Below are 16,659 nucleotides of genomic sequence, written 5' to 3'. Positions count from 1 at the left end.
TTTTCTTATTCCAAATGTGAACGAATTAAACCGGTTTCATCAAACAGTACCGGTTCAGGTTCTAATAAAATATTAAATTTTTGCTGCACATCGTGTTGTACGGCATGATAAGTGGCTTTCACATCAGCCAAAGTTGCCTGATCATAGTTCACCAATACCAGAGCTTGTTTATGAAACATCCCTACCATACCTAGCTGTTTACCTTTCCAGCCCGATTGATCAATTAACCAACCTGCTGCAATTTTAACGCCACCTTTCGCCTGAGGGTAATGGGGCAAATTCGGAAATGATAGTGCTAAATGATCATAAAGCTGTTCTGAAATCACCGGATTTTTAAAGAAACTTCCCACATTGGGATATTCTTTTGGATCGGGCAACTTACTTTGACGAATTTGAATCACTTGCTTTTGCAGGTTTTCAGCTGTTTGCTCATCACCCACCGCTTGCTTGAGATCACCATAATTCAACATTAGATTCGCGTGCTTAAGCAACTTAAAAGTCACATGAGTAATCACAAAACGATTGGGATCATCTTTAAAAATACTATGTCGATATGAAAAATCACAGTCTGCAGCCAGAATAGTACTGAATTTTTCTAATTCGCGGTCATAAACCTGAACCGATTCAATAAACTCACCTGCTTCAATGCCATAAGCCCCGATATTTTGTACTGGAGATGCACCGACCAAACCCGGAATAAGCGCCAGATTTTGTAAGCCATACAAATGTCGTTCCGTCGTCCACAATACAAAGTCGTGCCAGACTTGTCCTGCACCGACACGAATGGTCTTACTTTGCTCATCTTCAGCAAGATATTCAATACCCTGAATATCCATATGCAGCACAAGCGCATGAATATGTTCAGGCAATAACATATTGCTACCACCAGACAGAATCAGAACATTTAGCTGTTGCTGCTTGGCATAATTTAAGGCATCGACCAATGCTTGTTGAGATTGAACTTTAATATAATGCGATGCAGTCGCATCAAGACTTAAGGTATTAAAAGGCTTAAGTTGAATTTGTGTTTGAATATTCATGTGCTTAAACCTTTATTTCACATCGATCTGTTGTTTGAACTGTTGTTTTGAAAACTGTTTTTGAAAATACTGACCCAGGCCAAACTGCTCGATTCACACTGATCGAGTACACGCTCAAAACCATCTACCCCACCATAATATGGATCTGGTAAAGCTTGTTTGAAATAATTTTGATCGTATTCACTCATCAATGCAATTTCTGCCCGAATTTGACTTGCGCCATATTCTATATGTACTTGATCTGAAAGAGCTTGAATATTAGATAAATTTTCATGATCCATTGCCAAAATCAAATCAAATTCAATGAAATCTTGAGGCTTTAATTGGCGTGCACGCAAGGCTGATAAATCATAACCACGCTTTAACGCATGTTTCTGGCTACGTTCATCGGGCGCTTTTCCGGGATGATAATTACTAGTTCCCGCTGAATCAATCACAATATTGAGCTGATGTTCATCACAAAAATGTCTAAGCACAACTTCTGCCGTGGGAGAGCGACAAATATTTCCTAAACACACACATAACACCTTATATGGCGTTTTGGATGACATAACAACCTCGATAACTGCTTTATTTTCAGGTGTCTTATGTTAAGTTATTTATGGGATGAATCCTATAGAACGCTAAAACAATAATCTTGAATTTGATATCAAAAAGGATGCTATAGATGAGCCATTTTCAATTCCAGACCGTCTCGAATATTATTTCAGGGCTCGGCTCGATCTATGAGTTAAAGCAATTGTTGCAACAGCAGCCCCATAAAAAACTATTATTGGTCACCGATGCTGGAATGATTCAACAACAATTGCATTTACCTCTTATTGAAATACTGGAAACTATTCATCTTGATTATGTGATTTATTCTAGCGTTCAGGCTGACCCGCCTGAACATATTGTTCTAGATGCGGTTCAATTCGCCAAAAATGAAAAAGTCGATATTATTCTGGGTTTCGGTGGAGGAAGTTCCCTAGATGTAGCTAAAGTCATTGCGGTTCTTGCCCATCCAGAGCAGCAGCAAACCTTGCAAGATTTATACGGTGTCAATAATGCAAAACAACCGCGATTGCCCTTATTTTTAGTTCCCACTACGGCAGGTACCGGTTCTGAAGTAACACCAATTTCTATTGTCACCACAGGTGAAACCACAAAAACTGGAATTGTCTCTCCGGTTTTATTTGCTGACGTAGCCATTTTAGATGCAACTTTTACCCAAAATTTGCCAGCTCACATTACTGCGGCAACAGGCGTAGATGCGATGGTGCATGCCATTGAAGCCTATACCTCAAAAATAAAAAAGAATCCTTATGCAGATATGCTGGCAAAACAGGCGCTGAGATTACTCAATAAAAACTTAAGCTTAGTCTTGGCGGATGGACAGAATTTAGAAGCACGTCAAAATATGTTGGTCGGCTCAATGCTTGCCGGTCAAGCTTTTGCCAATTCTCCAGTTGCTGCGGTACATGCACTGGCTTATCCCTTAGGTGGGCATTTTCATATTTCACATGGTCATAGCAATGCCTTGGTCTTAACCGAAGTTTTAAAATTTAATGCACCCAAGGCAAAGCAACTCTATTCTGAATTGATGTGCTGGTTGGATCCCAAAAGTACCGGCAGTACCGATGGTTTATGCGATTTATTTATTGATCATATGCAAAATCATCTCGATAAAAGCGGTTTGATTTTAAAACTGAAAGATTTAAATGTTCCGGAAAATAAGCTTGAGCAATTGGCCAATGATGCCATGTTGCAAACCAGACTTTTACAAAATAATCCGCGTGAACTCCAGTTGCAGGATGCCCGACAAATTTATGAAGCTATTTATGCATAATTTGTTTTTTGTTGATCTTCAAACCATTTTTAAATGATTTTTTATTGCAATAAAAAAACGTATCAATAAAAAACCATATCGTAAGGTCATTTACTCGCCTGTAGATGACCTTACTTTTACCCGCTTGCATTCATTTATTTTTAACAGTACAACGGAACATAAATGACCTCTAGAAAATAAAATCACAATGAAGCAAATACCAAAACAACGCACTGATTTTTCATACTTCTTACCCATTCAAACGCGCTGGTCAGATAATGATATCTATGGTCACGTCAACAATGTCACCTATTACAGTTATTTTGATACTGCAGCCAATGCCTTACTGATTGAAAAAGCAAACTTTGATATTCGATATTCGCCAGTGATTGGATTGGTGGTCGATTCAGCCTGCTGTTTTTTTCAAGAACTTTCTTATCCTGAAATTATTGAGGTTGGCGTGGTGATTTCCAAACTTGGCAATTCATCCGTACAATACGATCTAGCGATCTTTAAACCGTTCCATGATGTCGCCTCTGCACAAGGTCATTTCGTACATGTCTTTGTGGATCGCCAGACACGAAAAAGCACCCCGATTCCAATCGAAATGCGGGATGCTTTATCTCAATACTGTGTAAACAAATAAACTTATTTGAGTTGAATATTCTGTATTTCAGCATCAAAGTTTTGCAGAAGATCCTTCACTGCTGCTTCTGCATGCAGTAGCTCTGAAGCACGTGTATAGGCCTTTTCTTTACGTTGATTTTGCATGCTATACGGCGTGGTTGTTTCAACTTCAGCATATTTGACCTGAAAATGCGTATTGGGCCATTCATTTTTTAATGCTTGCTCTAAGGCATGTTGTAATTGATTTAACAACTGTTCATATTGCGGTGGAATATGAAATAACGATTCACCATCAATCTGACCGGTCATTACCCCTTGTTGTGCCAATTCCTGCACAGCAGGCGTTAAAGTGCTATTTCTAAACCAGTATTCCCACTTCTCTACGGTCCAATCACCTTCAAGCTGTTGAGGCGTTAGTCTTAAAATATCTTGTGGCATTAACCCTGAATTTTGAGCGGATACAGTTTCAACCGCAACTCGCTTTTCTTCAAAACTCGGTTGTTCTAATTCAAGAATCGGCTCATCGACAACCTTGACTGTTGCAACTTCAGATACTGACTCAATCGGCATCTGTTCTTGGCTTAAGAATAAATCATCTTCTTGAGCAGCTATAGCAAGGTCATCTTGTGGTTTTACCGTTTCAGCTTCTAACCCATCATTTAACGGTGCAATTTCATCAAATAAGAAATCATCACTGCTTGCTTCTTCTTGATCAGCGCTATTTGTTACAGCATTGATATCATCATTCGATTCATCTAAATCAAACAATGCATCTTCCGAAGCCGGATCAAAGACTATTTGATCTGAGCTTACTGTTGAATTTAGTTCTGTAACTTCAAGCATCGGTTCATCCAAGAAATCATCCGAAGATGGTTCTTGAATCTGCATACTTACTACAGATTGAATTTCAGCAACGGGTGCTTGATATTCTTCAACTTGTGGTTGTGCATTTTGGACAGCTGCTTGAACAACGACTTGTGGCGCTTGTTGCTGAACCGACTGTGGTGCCGAGACCAAAACTTCATTCGGTTGTAATGGACGGAACGCGAGTAAGCGTAACACGCACATTTCAAAGCCCTGTTCTTGGGTTACGGCAAGTTGCAAATCGGCACGGCCTTTACACGCCACCTGATAATATAACTGTAAATCTTGTGCTGAAATCAGTTGCGACAATTGCATGATTTTTTTATTAATTTCAGCACTATATTTCAGGCTTAAATCTGGCAAATATTGCAGTAAAGCCAATTCATGCAGAGTAGAAATCAACTGGTCTAAAACCAGCGAAACATCTAAAGCCTGTTGTCTGAATTGCATCAACAATTCACTAACACGCTGCTTTTGATTTTGATGGATGGCTAAAACCAGATCATAAATAATGGTTCGGTCAATCAAGCCCAACATCTCTTTGACATCCTGATGCTGAATTTCACCTTGACCATAAGCAATCGCCTGATCGGTTAAAGACAATGCATCGCGTACTGAACCTTGTGCAGATTCAGCAATTTGCCAGATTGCGTCTTGTTCTGCCTGAATATGTTCCTGATTTAAAATATGCGTCAGGTGTTCAGTAATTTCATCCACAGCAAGCGGACGCAAGGTAAATTGCAAACAACGAGAAATGACGGTAATTGGAAGCTTTTGTGGATCGGTCGTTGCAAAAAGGAATTTGACGTGTTCTGGCGGTTCTTCCAGTGTTTTCAGCAGCGCATTAAATGAATGCGTAGACAGCATATGTACTTCATCGATCAGGTAAACCTTAAAACGACCTTGGGTTGGCGCATACGGAACGTTATCCAGTAGTTCACGTGTATCTTCAACTTTAGTACGTGAGGCAGCATCGATTTCGATTAAATCGATAAAACGACCTTCATTGACTGCTTTACAGGTTGGACATACTTCACACGGTGTAGAGGTCACCCCAGTTTCACAGTTCAAGCACTTTGCCAAAATACGTGCAATCGTCGTTTTACCTACGCCACGTGTGCCGGTAAATAAATACGCATGGTGTAAACGACCACGTTCCAAGGCACTGGTCAGTGCTCGTGACACATGGTTTTGTCCAACCAGTTCATTAAAATTACGTGGACGATATTTACGCGCAAGTACTTGATACATGTATGCTCCTTTTTACAGGTCTAAGCATACTGTTTTTTTGACGAAGAGTGAATGAACAATCTGCAAAAGCATTCAATCAAATGTGAGATAAGTAGAACTATTTTTTCGATTTTGCAATAACTTAAAGAAATGGACTAAACCTTCTTTTCTAAAATAAAATCATCTTCCGCGTTATAAATATTCCCTGTTTGATCTTCCAGAATTTCAAGCAGTTGCTGATCTAAATCGACATAGATTAAATTGCGGGTTTTGACCTGCATTAATTCCAGTTGGGTCTGTTCGCTATTGCTAAATCGGAAATTACCTTTAATGGTTTCGATCTCATTATGACCACTTAAACTTTCACGTTTTAAAATATAGGTTTTGTCCTGATTGAGCACTAAATCTACAGCCATGCCGGGACATTCCTCACAACGTGAAATACAACTCATACACGGCGTCGTGCCTTGATATTTCCCGACCCATTTCGCAACCATGACTTTCTGCTCTGCAACAGTGTCTGCCTGCTTGTTATTTTCACTACTCGTTTGCTTAGAATCCTGACAGCCCAACAAAACAGAAGAAGCAATTAAGGGAATAAGAAGCGGCTTTTTCATCAGGAGAACACAATGTAGAGATTTTGGTGTGGGGAAAATATCACACTTTTTACCGAATTTATGCCTTCAGAATATGTATTTACATTTCCAAATGAGATGTCGTTTAAAACCAGCCCTTACGCCCTTTTAATGCCGCATCTGCACAACGTAAGGTTTCTTGGGTTAAACCCCACAGACGATAATCACCCGTGATCGAACCTGTAGCAAAATTATGGGTATAGGCGAAACTTAGATTACGCTCAGGGTCACACCATGCGCCAGAACCATTAAAACCCATATGCCCGAAACCTGTTGATGATTTCCCTAAAGTTAAAACCCGGTGATAGCCCAAACGCCAATGCATTGGTAAGGGCATAATACGGTCACGCTGGGTATATTGAACTGTACTTAAATTTTTAAAGATCTCAGGGCGAATCAATTGCTGACCGTTCCATTCACCAGCATTCGCCAGCATGGCATAAATTTTCGCTAGACTATTCGCGGTGAAAACTCCATTTGCAGCGGGAATCACCGCTTTTAACCCTTCATCACTAAAGAAACTAAATTTCTTCATCCCTCTGGGAATCATGGCATCTTGAAAATCTTGAGGGTTCTGCCCTGACCATTCAATTGCCTTATCGAAGACTGAAGCTTTCTTTGGTTTCGGTGTTGCTTGCAATGCAGGCTTTGGTTCTGTTTTTAATTTTGCCAATGGTCTTGCAACCCGAGCCAACTCAGATTCTGTAACGCCAAAGTATGCACCATCTAATTGCAGTGGCTGTACAAGATACTGTTGCATTAAATCCGATAAATTTTTTCCAGTGGCTTTTTCTAATACTCCCCCTACTTGCCAGCCAAAAGTTAAGGGTTGATAAGCTGCATCTATACCTATTTCAAAACGTGGTTTGGCTTTTGCAATGACATCCAGCATATGATTCCAGTCAGCCATTTCCGATGCATCAGCAATATGATTACGAATGTCATATAAACCACTTTGATGGCTCAGGATATGTCTTAAAGTAATTTGCTGTTTACCATTCTGTGCAAATTCAGGCCAATACTGTGCAACTGGCGTGTCGTAATCCAAGAAACCTTCGCTCACTAAAATATGAGCCAGTGTCGAAAGTACCCCTTTGCCCGTTGAGTAACACACTGACAGGGTATCGGATCGCCAGTTTTCAGTTTCTGATTTTTTACCTGTGTAAATATCAACGACTTTCTGCCCTTGAAAATACACCACTAAAGCTGCCCCACCTTGTTCAGCACGTGCATCCTGCATCCGGCTAAATTGTTTGGCGAGGTCTTTAAAGCGCTTATCCACTGTGCCTTGATAATTTTCTGTATTGGCGAAGATATATTGTTTTATTTTGTTCATTAAACTGTGCTTTCCCTAAACCAGTTATTAGCTCTCCAGAGCTTAAAACAAAAAAGCCTAAATCAGCAGCGACTTAGGCTTTGGTCTTATAATGCTTTAATGCTACCCGAGACATGCGGTTTTTGATTCTTGCTATTTCGAATCAGGAATTCGATATCTTTACCTTTATTGGCAGTTAAAAACTCAACTTTGGAAGGTAAATACATCGGCAACTTAAACCATACATCAGCTTCATAGCTGTCTGGAAGCGTCAAGCTTGCAAGAGCTTTGGCTTTACTCCACATGCCGTGGGCAATGGCCTGTTTAAAACCAAAGGCTTTTGCGGTAATGGCATGAATATGGATCAGGTTAAAATCACCCGAAGTCAAAGCATAACGGCGACCGGTATTTTCCGATACATTCCATTCTGCTTGCATTTCATACGCAGGTGATTTTGATTCAGCCGCTTTCGCTGCAACTTTGCCATTGGTTTTTTGGCGCGCCAGATAAGTGGTTGTACCTTCCATTACCACTTCATTACCTACTTTTGCAGTGGTGATAAAGTCAAATTGAATGCCTTTGTCATGTGACTGCAATTCACCAAACTTGCAAGACAAAGTTAGCTGTTCATTTACTCCAACTTTACGAGTTTGCTTAATCTGGTTACGAATATGCACCAAGCCTAAAATCGCAAATGGGAAAGCCTCGCTGGTCATCATGTGCATTTGCAGGCTTTGAGACAGCACCGCTAAATAAATTGCAGGAATATAACCGTTATTTTTAAAGCCACAGACTTCGTTGTAAGCTTTGAGATGTTTTTGATCAACCTTGAATGAATCCACCACATATTCAACTTGCGGTAGCACTTTTTCACCCTTCGGCTTTTTAAAAATCAAGCCTTGAATCACTTTCGGATAGGCTAAATAAGGTTTTGGAAGTTGACTAAAATGGCGAGTATTCATACTGAACCTTTATTAAATTCTTTTGAGAAGTCCTCTCTCCCTTTTAGGGAGAGAGTTAGAGAGAGGGTTTTTAAAATAAATAATCTCTCCAGATCAATTAATCCCTCCCGACCTCCCTTTAAAAAGGGAGGAGAAGTCCCCTCTTTGAAAAAGGGGGATTTAGGGGGATTATTAAGCACCCAACAAGCTTTGGCCACATACACGGACCACGTTGCCATTTAAACCTGTTGAAGCAGAAGATGCAAATAATGCAATGGTTTCAGCAACATCCACCGGTAAACCACCTTGGCTCATCGAGTTCATACGACGGCCTGCTTCACGAATGGCAAATGGAATTGCAGCAGTCATTTGCGTTTCGATGAAACCAGGTGCAACAGCGTTAATGGTTACCCCATTTTTCAATAATGGCGCAGTAAATTTAACTACACCAATGACACCTGCTTTAGATGCTGCATAGTTGGTTTGACCTAAATTACCTGCGATACCTGAGATAGAAGATACACACACAATACGACCATTTGTATTGAAGCCATCATTTTCAAGAAGGTAATCATTGACACGCTCAATTGCAGATAAGTTAATGTTAATTACCAGATCCCATAACTCAGGCTTCATGTTTGCCAAAGTTTTGTCACGGGTAATCCCTGCGTTATGCACGATAATATCCAGACCACCTTGAGCAGCAGCTGCAGCTTTGATTTTTTCACCTGCGTCGCTTGCTGTAATATCAATGGCTAAAGTCGAACCACCAATTTCACCAGCAACACGATCAAGGTCCGCCTGTTGTTGCGGAACGTCCAGGCAAATCACATGCGCGCCATCACGTGACAATACATGTGCAATCGCTTCACCGATCCCACGGCTCGCACCTGTGACAACGGCTGTTTTACCCGCAAGTGGTTTTGCCCAGTCGATATCTACAACATCTGCTTTAGAAACACGGATCACCTGACCTGACACATAAGCAGAACGTGGAGACAATACAAAACGAACTGTAGATTCAAGATTTGCTTCAGCACCTTCATCGACATAAACCAGTTGAGCCGCAATACCTTTCTTGAATTCTTTACCGACAGATTTCACAAAACCTTCAAGTGCACGTTGTGCAATGGCTTGTTTTACTGTTTTTGCAGTTTCAGGGGTGATGCCGACAACTACAACACGACCAGACGTCTGGATTTGACGTGCAATCGGATTAAAAAAGTTATAGAGTTCTTTGAGTTGTTCAGAATTTTGAATACCCGATGCATCAAAAACCACTGCTTTAAACTTAGATTCTTTGTCACCTTCATTAAATGCACTCAGGCTTAAACCTGTTTTTGCAGCTACTTGTTGTAATTCAGTATTGTTACCTGCATAGCTGTTGGCATGAATATTTGCAAGAAGTTGCGCAATTGAACCCGATAAAGTTGAAGATGGCGCAGCACCAAATAAAACTGCCCCCTTAACCACCGGGGTTGCCGACTCAAAACGATCTAAAGAAATCGGTGATGGCAAACCTAAATTTTTTATGACAAATTTACCAATAGGAGATTTTGCGAATGTTTGGTATTGGTCAGTCATGTTTATTATCTCTCATACAAATTAATTTTTGATGGATTTAAAGATATCCTTTTAACTTCAATATGATGTCTAGAGTCTTATATTTCAATACATCCATCAGTTTCCATGGAATCATACTTGAGTTAAACAATGGATGTCTTGACCTGAATGCTTTGTGTAATGTCATTGCAGTCAATTCAGCTGTTTTTAAATTATGTTAATGTACACACCAAGAATACCGTAAAATGCTTGGAAAAGCCTTATGAGCAACACAACTCAAGAAAATCCAACAGTTGAAAATTCTGCTACGGAAACTGTGTCAAATACATCAAAAAGTCCCGCGCGTACAACTAAAAGTTCTGGCACTGCCACAAAGTCAGCAAGCAATACAATCAAGACAACTCGACCTCGTTCAACGTCGCCGCGTAGTAAAAGTACTGCTTCCACTACAAAAAAATCTGAATCTACAATTCAAACCGCTGTTCAACAGGATAAATCCATGAGTCAAAACACTGTTCGCCGCGTTGCTATTATCGGTGGTAACCGTATTCCTTTCGCTCGTTCAAACGGCGCTTATTTCACTGCTTCTAACTCAGACATGTTTACCGCAGTATTGAATGGTCTGGTTGAACGTTTCAACCTGCAAGGTCAACGCCTAGGCGAAGTGGTTGCAGGTGCTGTTTTAAAACACAGTCGTGACTTTAACATGACTCGTGAATGTGTGTTAAACACTGAACTTGCTCCAGAAACACCTGCTTACGATATTCAGCAAGCCTGTGGTACAGGTTTACAAGCTGCTTTCCTTGTTGCAAACAAAATTGCCTTGGGTCAAATTGAAGTCGGTGTTGCTGGTGGTGTAGATACCACTTCTGATGCACCAATCTCATTCGGTGATGGTTTACGTAAAGCATTACTAGAACTGAACATTGCGAAAACCGCGAAAGACCGTTTAAAAGCGTTAACTAAAATCAACCTGAAAGATTTAATGGATGCACCTAAAAATGGTGAGCCACGTACCGATCTTTCTATGGGTGACCATCAAGCGATTACTGCACTTGAATGGGGTATTTCTCGTGAAGCACAAGACGAACTTGCTGCATCTTCACACCAAAAAATGGCGGCTGCCTACGAAGAAGGTTTCTTCGATGACTTGATCACCCCATTTTTAGGTCTAGAACGTGACAACAACTTGCGTCCTGATTCAACTGCAGAAAAACTGGCAAAACTTAAACCAGCATTTGGTAAAGGCGATGCGCGTACCATGACTGCGGGTAATTCAACACCGCTTACTGACGGTGCATCATGTGTACTATTAGCTTCTGAAGAATGGGCGAAAGAAAATGGGCACGAAGTTCTTGCTTACCTGACATTCCAGGAAACTGCTGCGGTAGATTTCGTTGAGAAAAAAGAAGGCTTATTGATGGCGCCGGCTTATGCGGTTCCACGTATGCTTGAACGTGCAGGTATTACACTTCAAGACTTCGACTACTATGAAATCCATGAAGCATTTGCATCGCAAGTCCTTTCTACTTTGAAAGCTTGGGAAGATCCAAAATTCTGTAAAGAACGTCTGGGTCTAGATGCACCACTCGGTTCAATTGACCGTTCTAAACTGAATGTTAAAGGTTCATCTTTAGCAGCCGGTCACCCATTTGCTGCAACTGGCGGTCGTCTTATCGCGACTGCGGCAAAACTGATTAACCAGAAAGGTTCAGGTCGTGTGCTTGTTTCGATCTGTGCTGCGGGTGGTCAAGGTGTAACAGCGATTATTGAAAAATAAGCCAGCTACTTCTTTCTAAACAAAAGCCCTCGGAAGTTTAACTTTCGAGGGCTTTTTAATTCGCCATTTATGTTAATAACAAAATTATTCACTTATATCGCAATAATTAATTTTCCTTTAATTGCTGATGAGTCGGATTAAACCTTAAATGATTTTCAATAGCGTCATAACACCATTGAAAAATAAAGGTATAAACCAAAATACACAGGGTCATACTCAAATCGAGCAGAATGGCCTGCTCAATGCTCATCTCCATAGCATAAGCAACCATTGGAATCGTGGCTAACATCAAACCACCTTCAAAACCGATCGCATGCAGAATACGCACACCCACCGTTCTTTTTAAATGATACTTGGCTTCAAACTTTTCAAAGAAATGGTTAAAGGTTATATTCCAGAATACTGAAGTTACCGCCATCACAACACCGAGTGTTCCAGTCACTTCCATCGGCATATCAAAAATAAAGCTTAAAGCAATCGCAATGATGACCAACAGGATGATCTCATAACTCAGCGCATGGACAATCCTTCTTTTGGAAATCAACATTTCAATACTCATTCATTGGGGTGAAGGCATTTTATTTTGATATTATTGATTAATTGAATTAGATTCTTTCAAAAGTTTTGATAGATGAATATTAACCAAGAACAACTGATTATTTTTAAGACTGTGATTGAAAGCGGTTCATTTTCCGCTGCCGCGAGAAAACTGGGGAAAGTCCCTTCTGCGGTGAGTATGTCGATTGCCAATCTGGAAATTGATCTAAATTTATCGCTGTTCCATCGTGTTGGACGTGAGCCTGTTCCAACCCCACAAGCGCTGACCTTGTATGAAAAAACCGAACAACTCTTAATCGAAATCAATCAGTGGAAACAACATGCTTTTGCCTTAAGTGAAGGCTTGGAATCAAGTTTAAATATTGTGGTGGTATCCGAACTGTTACACACACATTGGACCGAATATATTTCACTGATCGAAAAGCAATTCCCCGAACTGCAAATCAATATTTTCTCAGCACCGCAAGAGGATGCATTAAAAATGCTGCTCAATCAGACGGCTCAATTGGCACTGATGTTTGAACGTGAACAATTGGAAAGTCGTGAGCAGTTTGTCGAACTCAAACGTGAAGCCTTGGTGCCGGTCGCTGCAATTGATTCGCCTTTAGCTGCATTTGAACAAGTTAGCTATGAGCAAATTTTGCAAAACCGACAAATTGTGGTGGCGAGTCGTGACCGTACCATTAAGCCTGAATTGTTATTTTCAAAAAAATATTGGCGTACAGACAATAATCTGTCTGCTTGTTCCATGATTATACAGGGTTTGGGCTGGGGCGTTTTACCTTTGGAAATGTTAAATCAAAATCCACATATTAAGCAGCAACTTAAAATTCTTAACTTTTTAGATTTCAGTCCTAAATTTGAATATTTTGTTGATTTGGTCTGGAGTCGAGAAAGTCAACTGGGGGCAGCTGCTCGTTTTTTGATTAATCACATCAGAAATTCGCGAAAAAACACAAAATAGACAGGCCTTATACATGCTTTTTACTTGGGTTAAAAGCAGATTGTGATATAACAAATATAGGGAAATAACTTTAAGAACTAGACCAATGACTCAATCAGCCTTAAACCAATTAAAAAACCTCACAACGATTGTTGCCGACAGTAGCGACCTTTCCGCTATTCAAAAATTCCGTCCCTTGGATGCAACAACCAATCCTTCACTCATTACCGCTGCCGCAAATCTGCCTGAAAATAAGCAACTGATTGAAGATGCATTTGAACAAGCCAAGTCTGAAGGTTATAGCGACGATCTTTTAGTTGAACGTACCATTGACATCCTGACGGTTAAATTCGGGGTTGAAATTCTTAAGCTGATCGAAGGTCGTGTTTCGACTGAAGTCGATGCTGCCCTTTCTTACGATACCGATGCCACGATTGCCAAAGCCAAAGAATTACTGGCTTTGTATAAAAATTATGGTATCGATCAAAATCGTATCCTGATTAAAATCGCTTCCACTTGGGAAGGTATTCAGGCAGCCAAAGCATTAGAGGCAGAAGGCATTCACTGTAATCTGACACTGTTGTTTGGTTTGCATCAGGCTCAAGCCTGTGCTGATGCCAATGTGACCCTGATCTCACCATTTGTCGGTCGTATTTTAGATTGGTACAAGAAAGCTGAAAATGTAGATCACTACCCTATTGATAAAGATCCGGGTGTACTTTCAGTGAAGCAAATTTATCATTTCTACAAACAACACTGTATCAAAACGGAAATTATGGGTGCAAGTTTCCGCAGTATTGACCAAGTCCTAGGATTGGCGGGTTGTGACTTATTGACAGTATCGCCAAACCTTTTGGCAGAGCTTGAACAAGATCAACGTGAAGTCGCTCCTCAGCTTTCAGACAATCATGCACAAGCCCATTGCCAGCGTATCGTTACACCTTTAACCAAGGAAACATTTAAAGAGCAAATTGAACATGACTTAATGTCTTCGCAACTTTTACAAAGTGGGATTGATGGCTTTATTAAGGCCCGCGAGCAATTAAGTACATTACTTCGCCAATCTTTTGGCTTAGATGCTGAAATACAAGCTTAAAATATCAATATTGCACCATCAAAAAGCCGATTTTGTTATAGTGAACAGGTCGGCTTTTTTGATCGTTTGAGAGTGTATTTATTGTGTTCGGCATCACCGATCTTACCACCTATATTATTGGTACAACCCTAATTGTGTTATTGCCTGGACCCAATTCCTTATACGTGATGTCCATCGCTTCACGTTTTGGCATTAAAGCCGGTTATAAAAGTGCATTCGGTGTTTATACCGGTGACATTGTTTTAATTTTACTCACTGCGCTTGGTGCAGCTTCCTTACTGCATGCTTTCCCCTGGTTATTTACCTTACTGAAAATTATTGGTGCACTTTATCTGAGTTATTTAGGGATAAAATTGCTCATAGCAGCTTATCACACCTGGAATTCCGCACACTCACAAAAAGAAATCGCTACAGTTGAAAAAAATATTGAGCAACTTCATCCTTTTAAAACAGCATTAACCATTAGCATTTTAAATCCTAAAGCGATTCTGTTTTATTTATCCTTCTTCGTACAATTTGTAGATCCTGCTTATCCCTATCCTGCAATTACCTTTGCTGCGCTTGCGCTGGTATTACAAATCATTAGTATGAGTTATTTAACCATCCTGATTTTTTCAGGGGTGAAACTGGCGACTTACTTTACCCAGCGCTATAAAGTGACGGCATCATGTGTAGCGGCTGTCGGTCTTTTATTCTGTGGTTTCGGGATTAAACTTGCGACTTCTACCCTGTAAATTTTAGGCTTGCTTAAATAATTCAAGCCCATAAATACGCGATATATTATTTCGATTATGCCTTTGCGCTTAAAAATGAAAGGCGTATGATTATTACGCTTTTCAAGTATTATAAAATAATCACCGCAAAGGATTTATGCAAAATTTTCTCAAAGACTTTTCTATTCCTGCTGTATTTGCAGGTTTCATTACCTTTCTGATTGGCATTAGTGTTTCTGCAGTTTTAGTCATTCAAGCTGCACAAATATTAGGTGCTACTCCAGAGCAAATCACCTCCTGGTTTTGGGCCTTAGGTTTGGGGATTGGACTCTCGGGTTTAATTTTATCGTGGAAATTTAAATATCCTGTTGCAACCTCTTGGTCTACTGCTGGGCTTGCACTCATTTTAGCAACGGGTAGCGGCTATAGCTTATACGAAGCGATTGGTGCATTTTTCATTAGTGGGCTACTCACCGCTATTTTAGGTTTTTCAGGTATCTTTCAGAAAGTTTTGTCTTATATTCCCCAAAGCTTAACCAGTGCCATGCTTGCCGGTGTATTACTCAAATTTGGCATCGCACTTTTTGCTAGCATGCAAAATAATTGGGGATTTATTCTTTCACTTTTAGCCGTTTACATACTATCTAAACGACTGTCACCTCGTTATAGCATCGTGATTACGGTAATCGCCGGACTGGCCCTTTGTCCAATGTTTATGGAGTTTCATACTCCAGTTTTACAATGGAGCTTAGCGAAGCCTGTATGGATCACACCTGAGTTTAGCTGGTCAGCTATTTTAGGTTTAGCCCTGCCTTTATTTGTGATTAATATGGCATCGCAATATTTGCCTGGAATTGCCATGATTAAAAGCTATGGTTATCAACCTCATGTAAATCAGCTTATTGGCTGGACCGGGGTTACTCAAACGCTACTTGCCCCTTTTGGTTGCTACAGCGTTAATATTGCTGCCATTAGTGCTGCAGTCAGTTTAGATGATCAAGTGCATCCTGATCCTCAAAAACGTTATATTGCAGGAATGAGCTGTGGCTTTTTTTATATTGTGATGGGTGTTTTCGCGGCAACCTTAACCAGTTTACTGATGTCTTTTCCACCTATTTTTATTGTGGCCCTTGCAGGAATTGCTTTATTTGGCACCATCAGTCATAACATCGCCATCGCCTTTCAAGATGTCCCTGAACGAGAAGCCGCTTTAATGACCTTCTTGTTCAGCGCTTCAGGAATACAATTCTTTGGCATTGGTTCAGCATTTTGGGGATTATTATTTGGTTTTGCGGTGTCTATCATTTTGAAGTTTAGAATCTTGAGATAATATATAACCCGAATTACGGATAAGAAAACCGCTTGAAAAAAAGATGGTTAGAGCCATTTAGAAAGTTACTACACAAACCAAAGACTCTAACCACCATGTCTGATTTTACAGAAATCTTCTGTGCCATTGATGATTTTTTTAAGAAATTTGAACCGATCTATTGGCAATTTCTCAAGCAGGAAAATAAGCGTAAACGAATTCGATTAGCAACCTTATC

General features: G+C 40.2%; 15 protein-coding genes and 1 pseudogene. 8 read left to right on the top strand and 8 right to left on the bottom strand.

Annotated elements, in window-relative coordinates; translation table 11 throughout:
* Positions 1-5: 5 nt before the first annotated feature.
* Positions 6-1,040 (bottom strand): UDP-N-acetylmuramate dehydrogenase, encoded by a 1,035-nt coding sequence (gene murB, locus E0409_RS14495; RefSeq protein ID WP_131291988.1) that lies wholly within the window; start codon positions 1,038-1,040, stop codon positions 6-8.
* A 17-nt stretch (positions 1,041-1,057) separates the two neighbouring features.
* Complete coding sequence (locus E0409_RS14490) at positions 1,058-1,591, bottom strand: low molecular weight protein-tyrosine-phosphatase (RefSeq protein WP_131291986.1); 534 nt, start codon at positions 1,589-1,591, stop codon at positions 1,058-1,060.
* Positions 1,592-1,707: 116 nt separating this feature from the next.
* Between E0409_RS14490 and E0409_RS14485 the strand changes: the two genes are divergently transcribed.
* Together E0409_RS14485 and E0409_RS14480 are read left to right on the top strand one after the other, a co-directional pair.
* A complete protein-coding gene (locus tag E0409_RS14485) occupies positions 1,708-2,868 on the top strand; it encodes an iron-containing alcohol dehydrogenase (protein ID WP_131291984.1) in 1,161 nt (386 codons plus the stop codon).
* Positions 2,869-3,055: 187 nt separating this feature from the next.
* Complete coding sequence (locus tag E0409_RS14480; RefSeq protein ID WP_131291982.1) at positions 3,056-3,493, top strand: acyl-CoA thioesterase; 438 nt, start codon at positions 3,056-3,058, stop codon at positions 3,491-3,493.
* Between the two features lie 2 nt (positions 3,494-3,495).
* Here the strand turns inward: E0409_RS14480 and dnaX are convergent, their stop codons facing one another.
* From dnaX to E0409_RS14455, 5 genes are all read right to left on the bottom strand, one after another.
* The gene (gene dnaX / locus E0409_RS14475) at positions 3,496-5,589 is read right to left on the bottom strand and encodes a DNA polymerase III subunit gamma/tau (protein ID WP_131291980.1); all 2,094 of its coding nucleotides are present in this window, start codon (positions 5,587-5,589) and stop codon (positions 3,496-3,498) included.
* Positions 5,590-5,723: 134 nt separating this feature from the next.
* Positions 5,724-6,185: a copper resistance protein NlpE N-terminal domain-containing protein gene (locus tag E0409_RS14470; RefSeq protein WP_131291978.1), complete on the bottom strand. Its 462-nt coding sequence runs from the start codon at positions 6,183-6,185 to the stop codon at positions 5,724-5,726.
* Between the two features lie 103 nt (positions 6,186-6,288).
* Positions 6,289-7,539 carry a serine hydrolase domain-containing protein gene (locus E0409_RS14465; protein WP_131291976.1) on the bottom strand — a complete coding sequence of 417 codons (1,251 nt, stop codon included), beginning with the start codon at positions 7,537-7,539 and terminating at the stop codon, positions 6,289-6,291.
* 86 nt (positions 7,540-7,625) lie between these two features.
* The gene (locus tag E0409_RS14460) at positions 7,626-8,480 is read right to left on the bottom strand and encodes a MaoC family dehydratase (protein WP_131291974.1); all 855 of its coding nucleotides are present in this window, start codon (positions 8,478-8,480) and stop codon (positions 7,626-7,628) included.
* A gap of 171 nt (positions 8,481-8,651) precedes the next feature.
* The gene (locus tag E0409_RS14455; protein ID WP_131291972.1) at positions 8,652-10,043 is read right to left on the bottom strand and encodes a 3-oxoacyl-ACP reductase; all 1,392 of its coding nucleotides are present in this window, start codon (positions 10,041-10,043) and stop codon (positions 8,652-8,654) included.
* Positions 10,044-10,284: 241 nt separating this feature from the next.
* On the opposite strand from E0409_RS14455, the gene E0409_RS14450 reads away from it, so the two are divergent.
* Positions 10,285-11,802 (top strand): acetyl-CoA C-acetyltransferase, encoded by a 1,518-nt coding sequence (locus E0409_RS14450; RefSeq protein WP_131291970.1) that lies wholly within the window; start codon positions 10,285-10,287, stop codon positions 11,800-11,802.
* A 106-nt stretch (positions 11,803-11,908) separates the two neighbouring features.
* Here the strand turns inward: E0409_RS14450 and aceI are convergent, their stop codons facing one another.
* Positions 11,909-12,349 (bottom strand): chlorhexidine efflux PACE transporter AceI, encoded by a 441-nt coding sequence (gene aceI / locus E0409_RS14445; RefSeq protein WP_131291968.1) that lies wholly within the window; start codon positions 12,347-12,349, stop codon positions 11,909-11,911.
* Positions 12,350-12,433: 84 nt separating this feature from the next.
* Between aceI and aceR the strand changes: the two genes are divergently transcribed.
* From aceR to E0409_RS14420, 5 genes and pseudogenes are all read left to right on the top strand, one after another.
* Positions 12,434-13,324: an HTH-type transcriptional regulator AceR gene (gene aceR, locus E0409_RS14440; RefSeq protein ID WP_131291966.1), complete on the top strand. Its 891-nt coding sequence runs from the start codon at positions 12,434-12,436 to the stop codon at positions 13,322-13,324.
* Positions 13,325-13,409: 85 nt separating this feature from the next.
* Positions 13,410-14,399 (top strand): transaldolase, encoded by a 990-nt coding sequence (tal, locus tag E0409_RS14435; RefSeq protein ID WP_131291964.1) that lies wholly within the window; start codon positions 13,410-13,412, stop codon positions 14,397-14,399.
* A gap of 83 nt (positions 14,400-14,482) precedes the next feature.
* Positions 14,483-15,133: a leucine efflux protein LeuE gene (gene leuE, locus E0409_RS14430; RefSeq protein ID WP_131291962.1), complete on the top strand. Its 651-nt coding sequence runs from the start codon at positions 14,483-14,485 to the stop codon at positions 15,131-15,133.
* Between the two features lie 136 nt (positions 15,134-15,269).
* Positions 15,270-16,442, top strand: coding sequence for a benzoate/H(+) symporter BenE family transporter (locus tag E0409_RS14425; protein ID WP_131291960.1), 1,173 nt, complete (start codon positions 15,270-15,272; stop codon positions 16,440-16,442).
* Positions 16,443-16,537: 95 nt separating this feature from the next.
* A pseudogene (locus E0409_RS14420) lies at positions 16,538-16,659 on the top strand (IS982 family transposase); the annotation flags it as partial.

It is taken from the genome of Acinetobacter sp. ANC 4862 (assembly GCF_004336635.1).
Classification (GTDB): Bacteria; Pseudomonadota; Gammaproteobacteria; order Pseudomonadales; family Moraxellaceae; genus Acinetobacter.
Note: the sequence above shows the minus strand (reverse complement) of the source record. Positions and strands in the feature narration are given on the sequence as shown.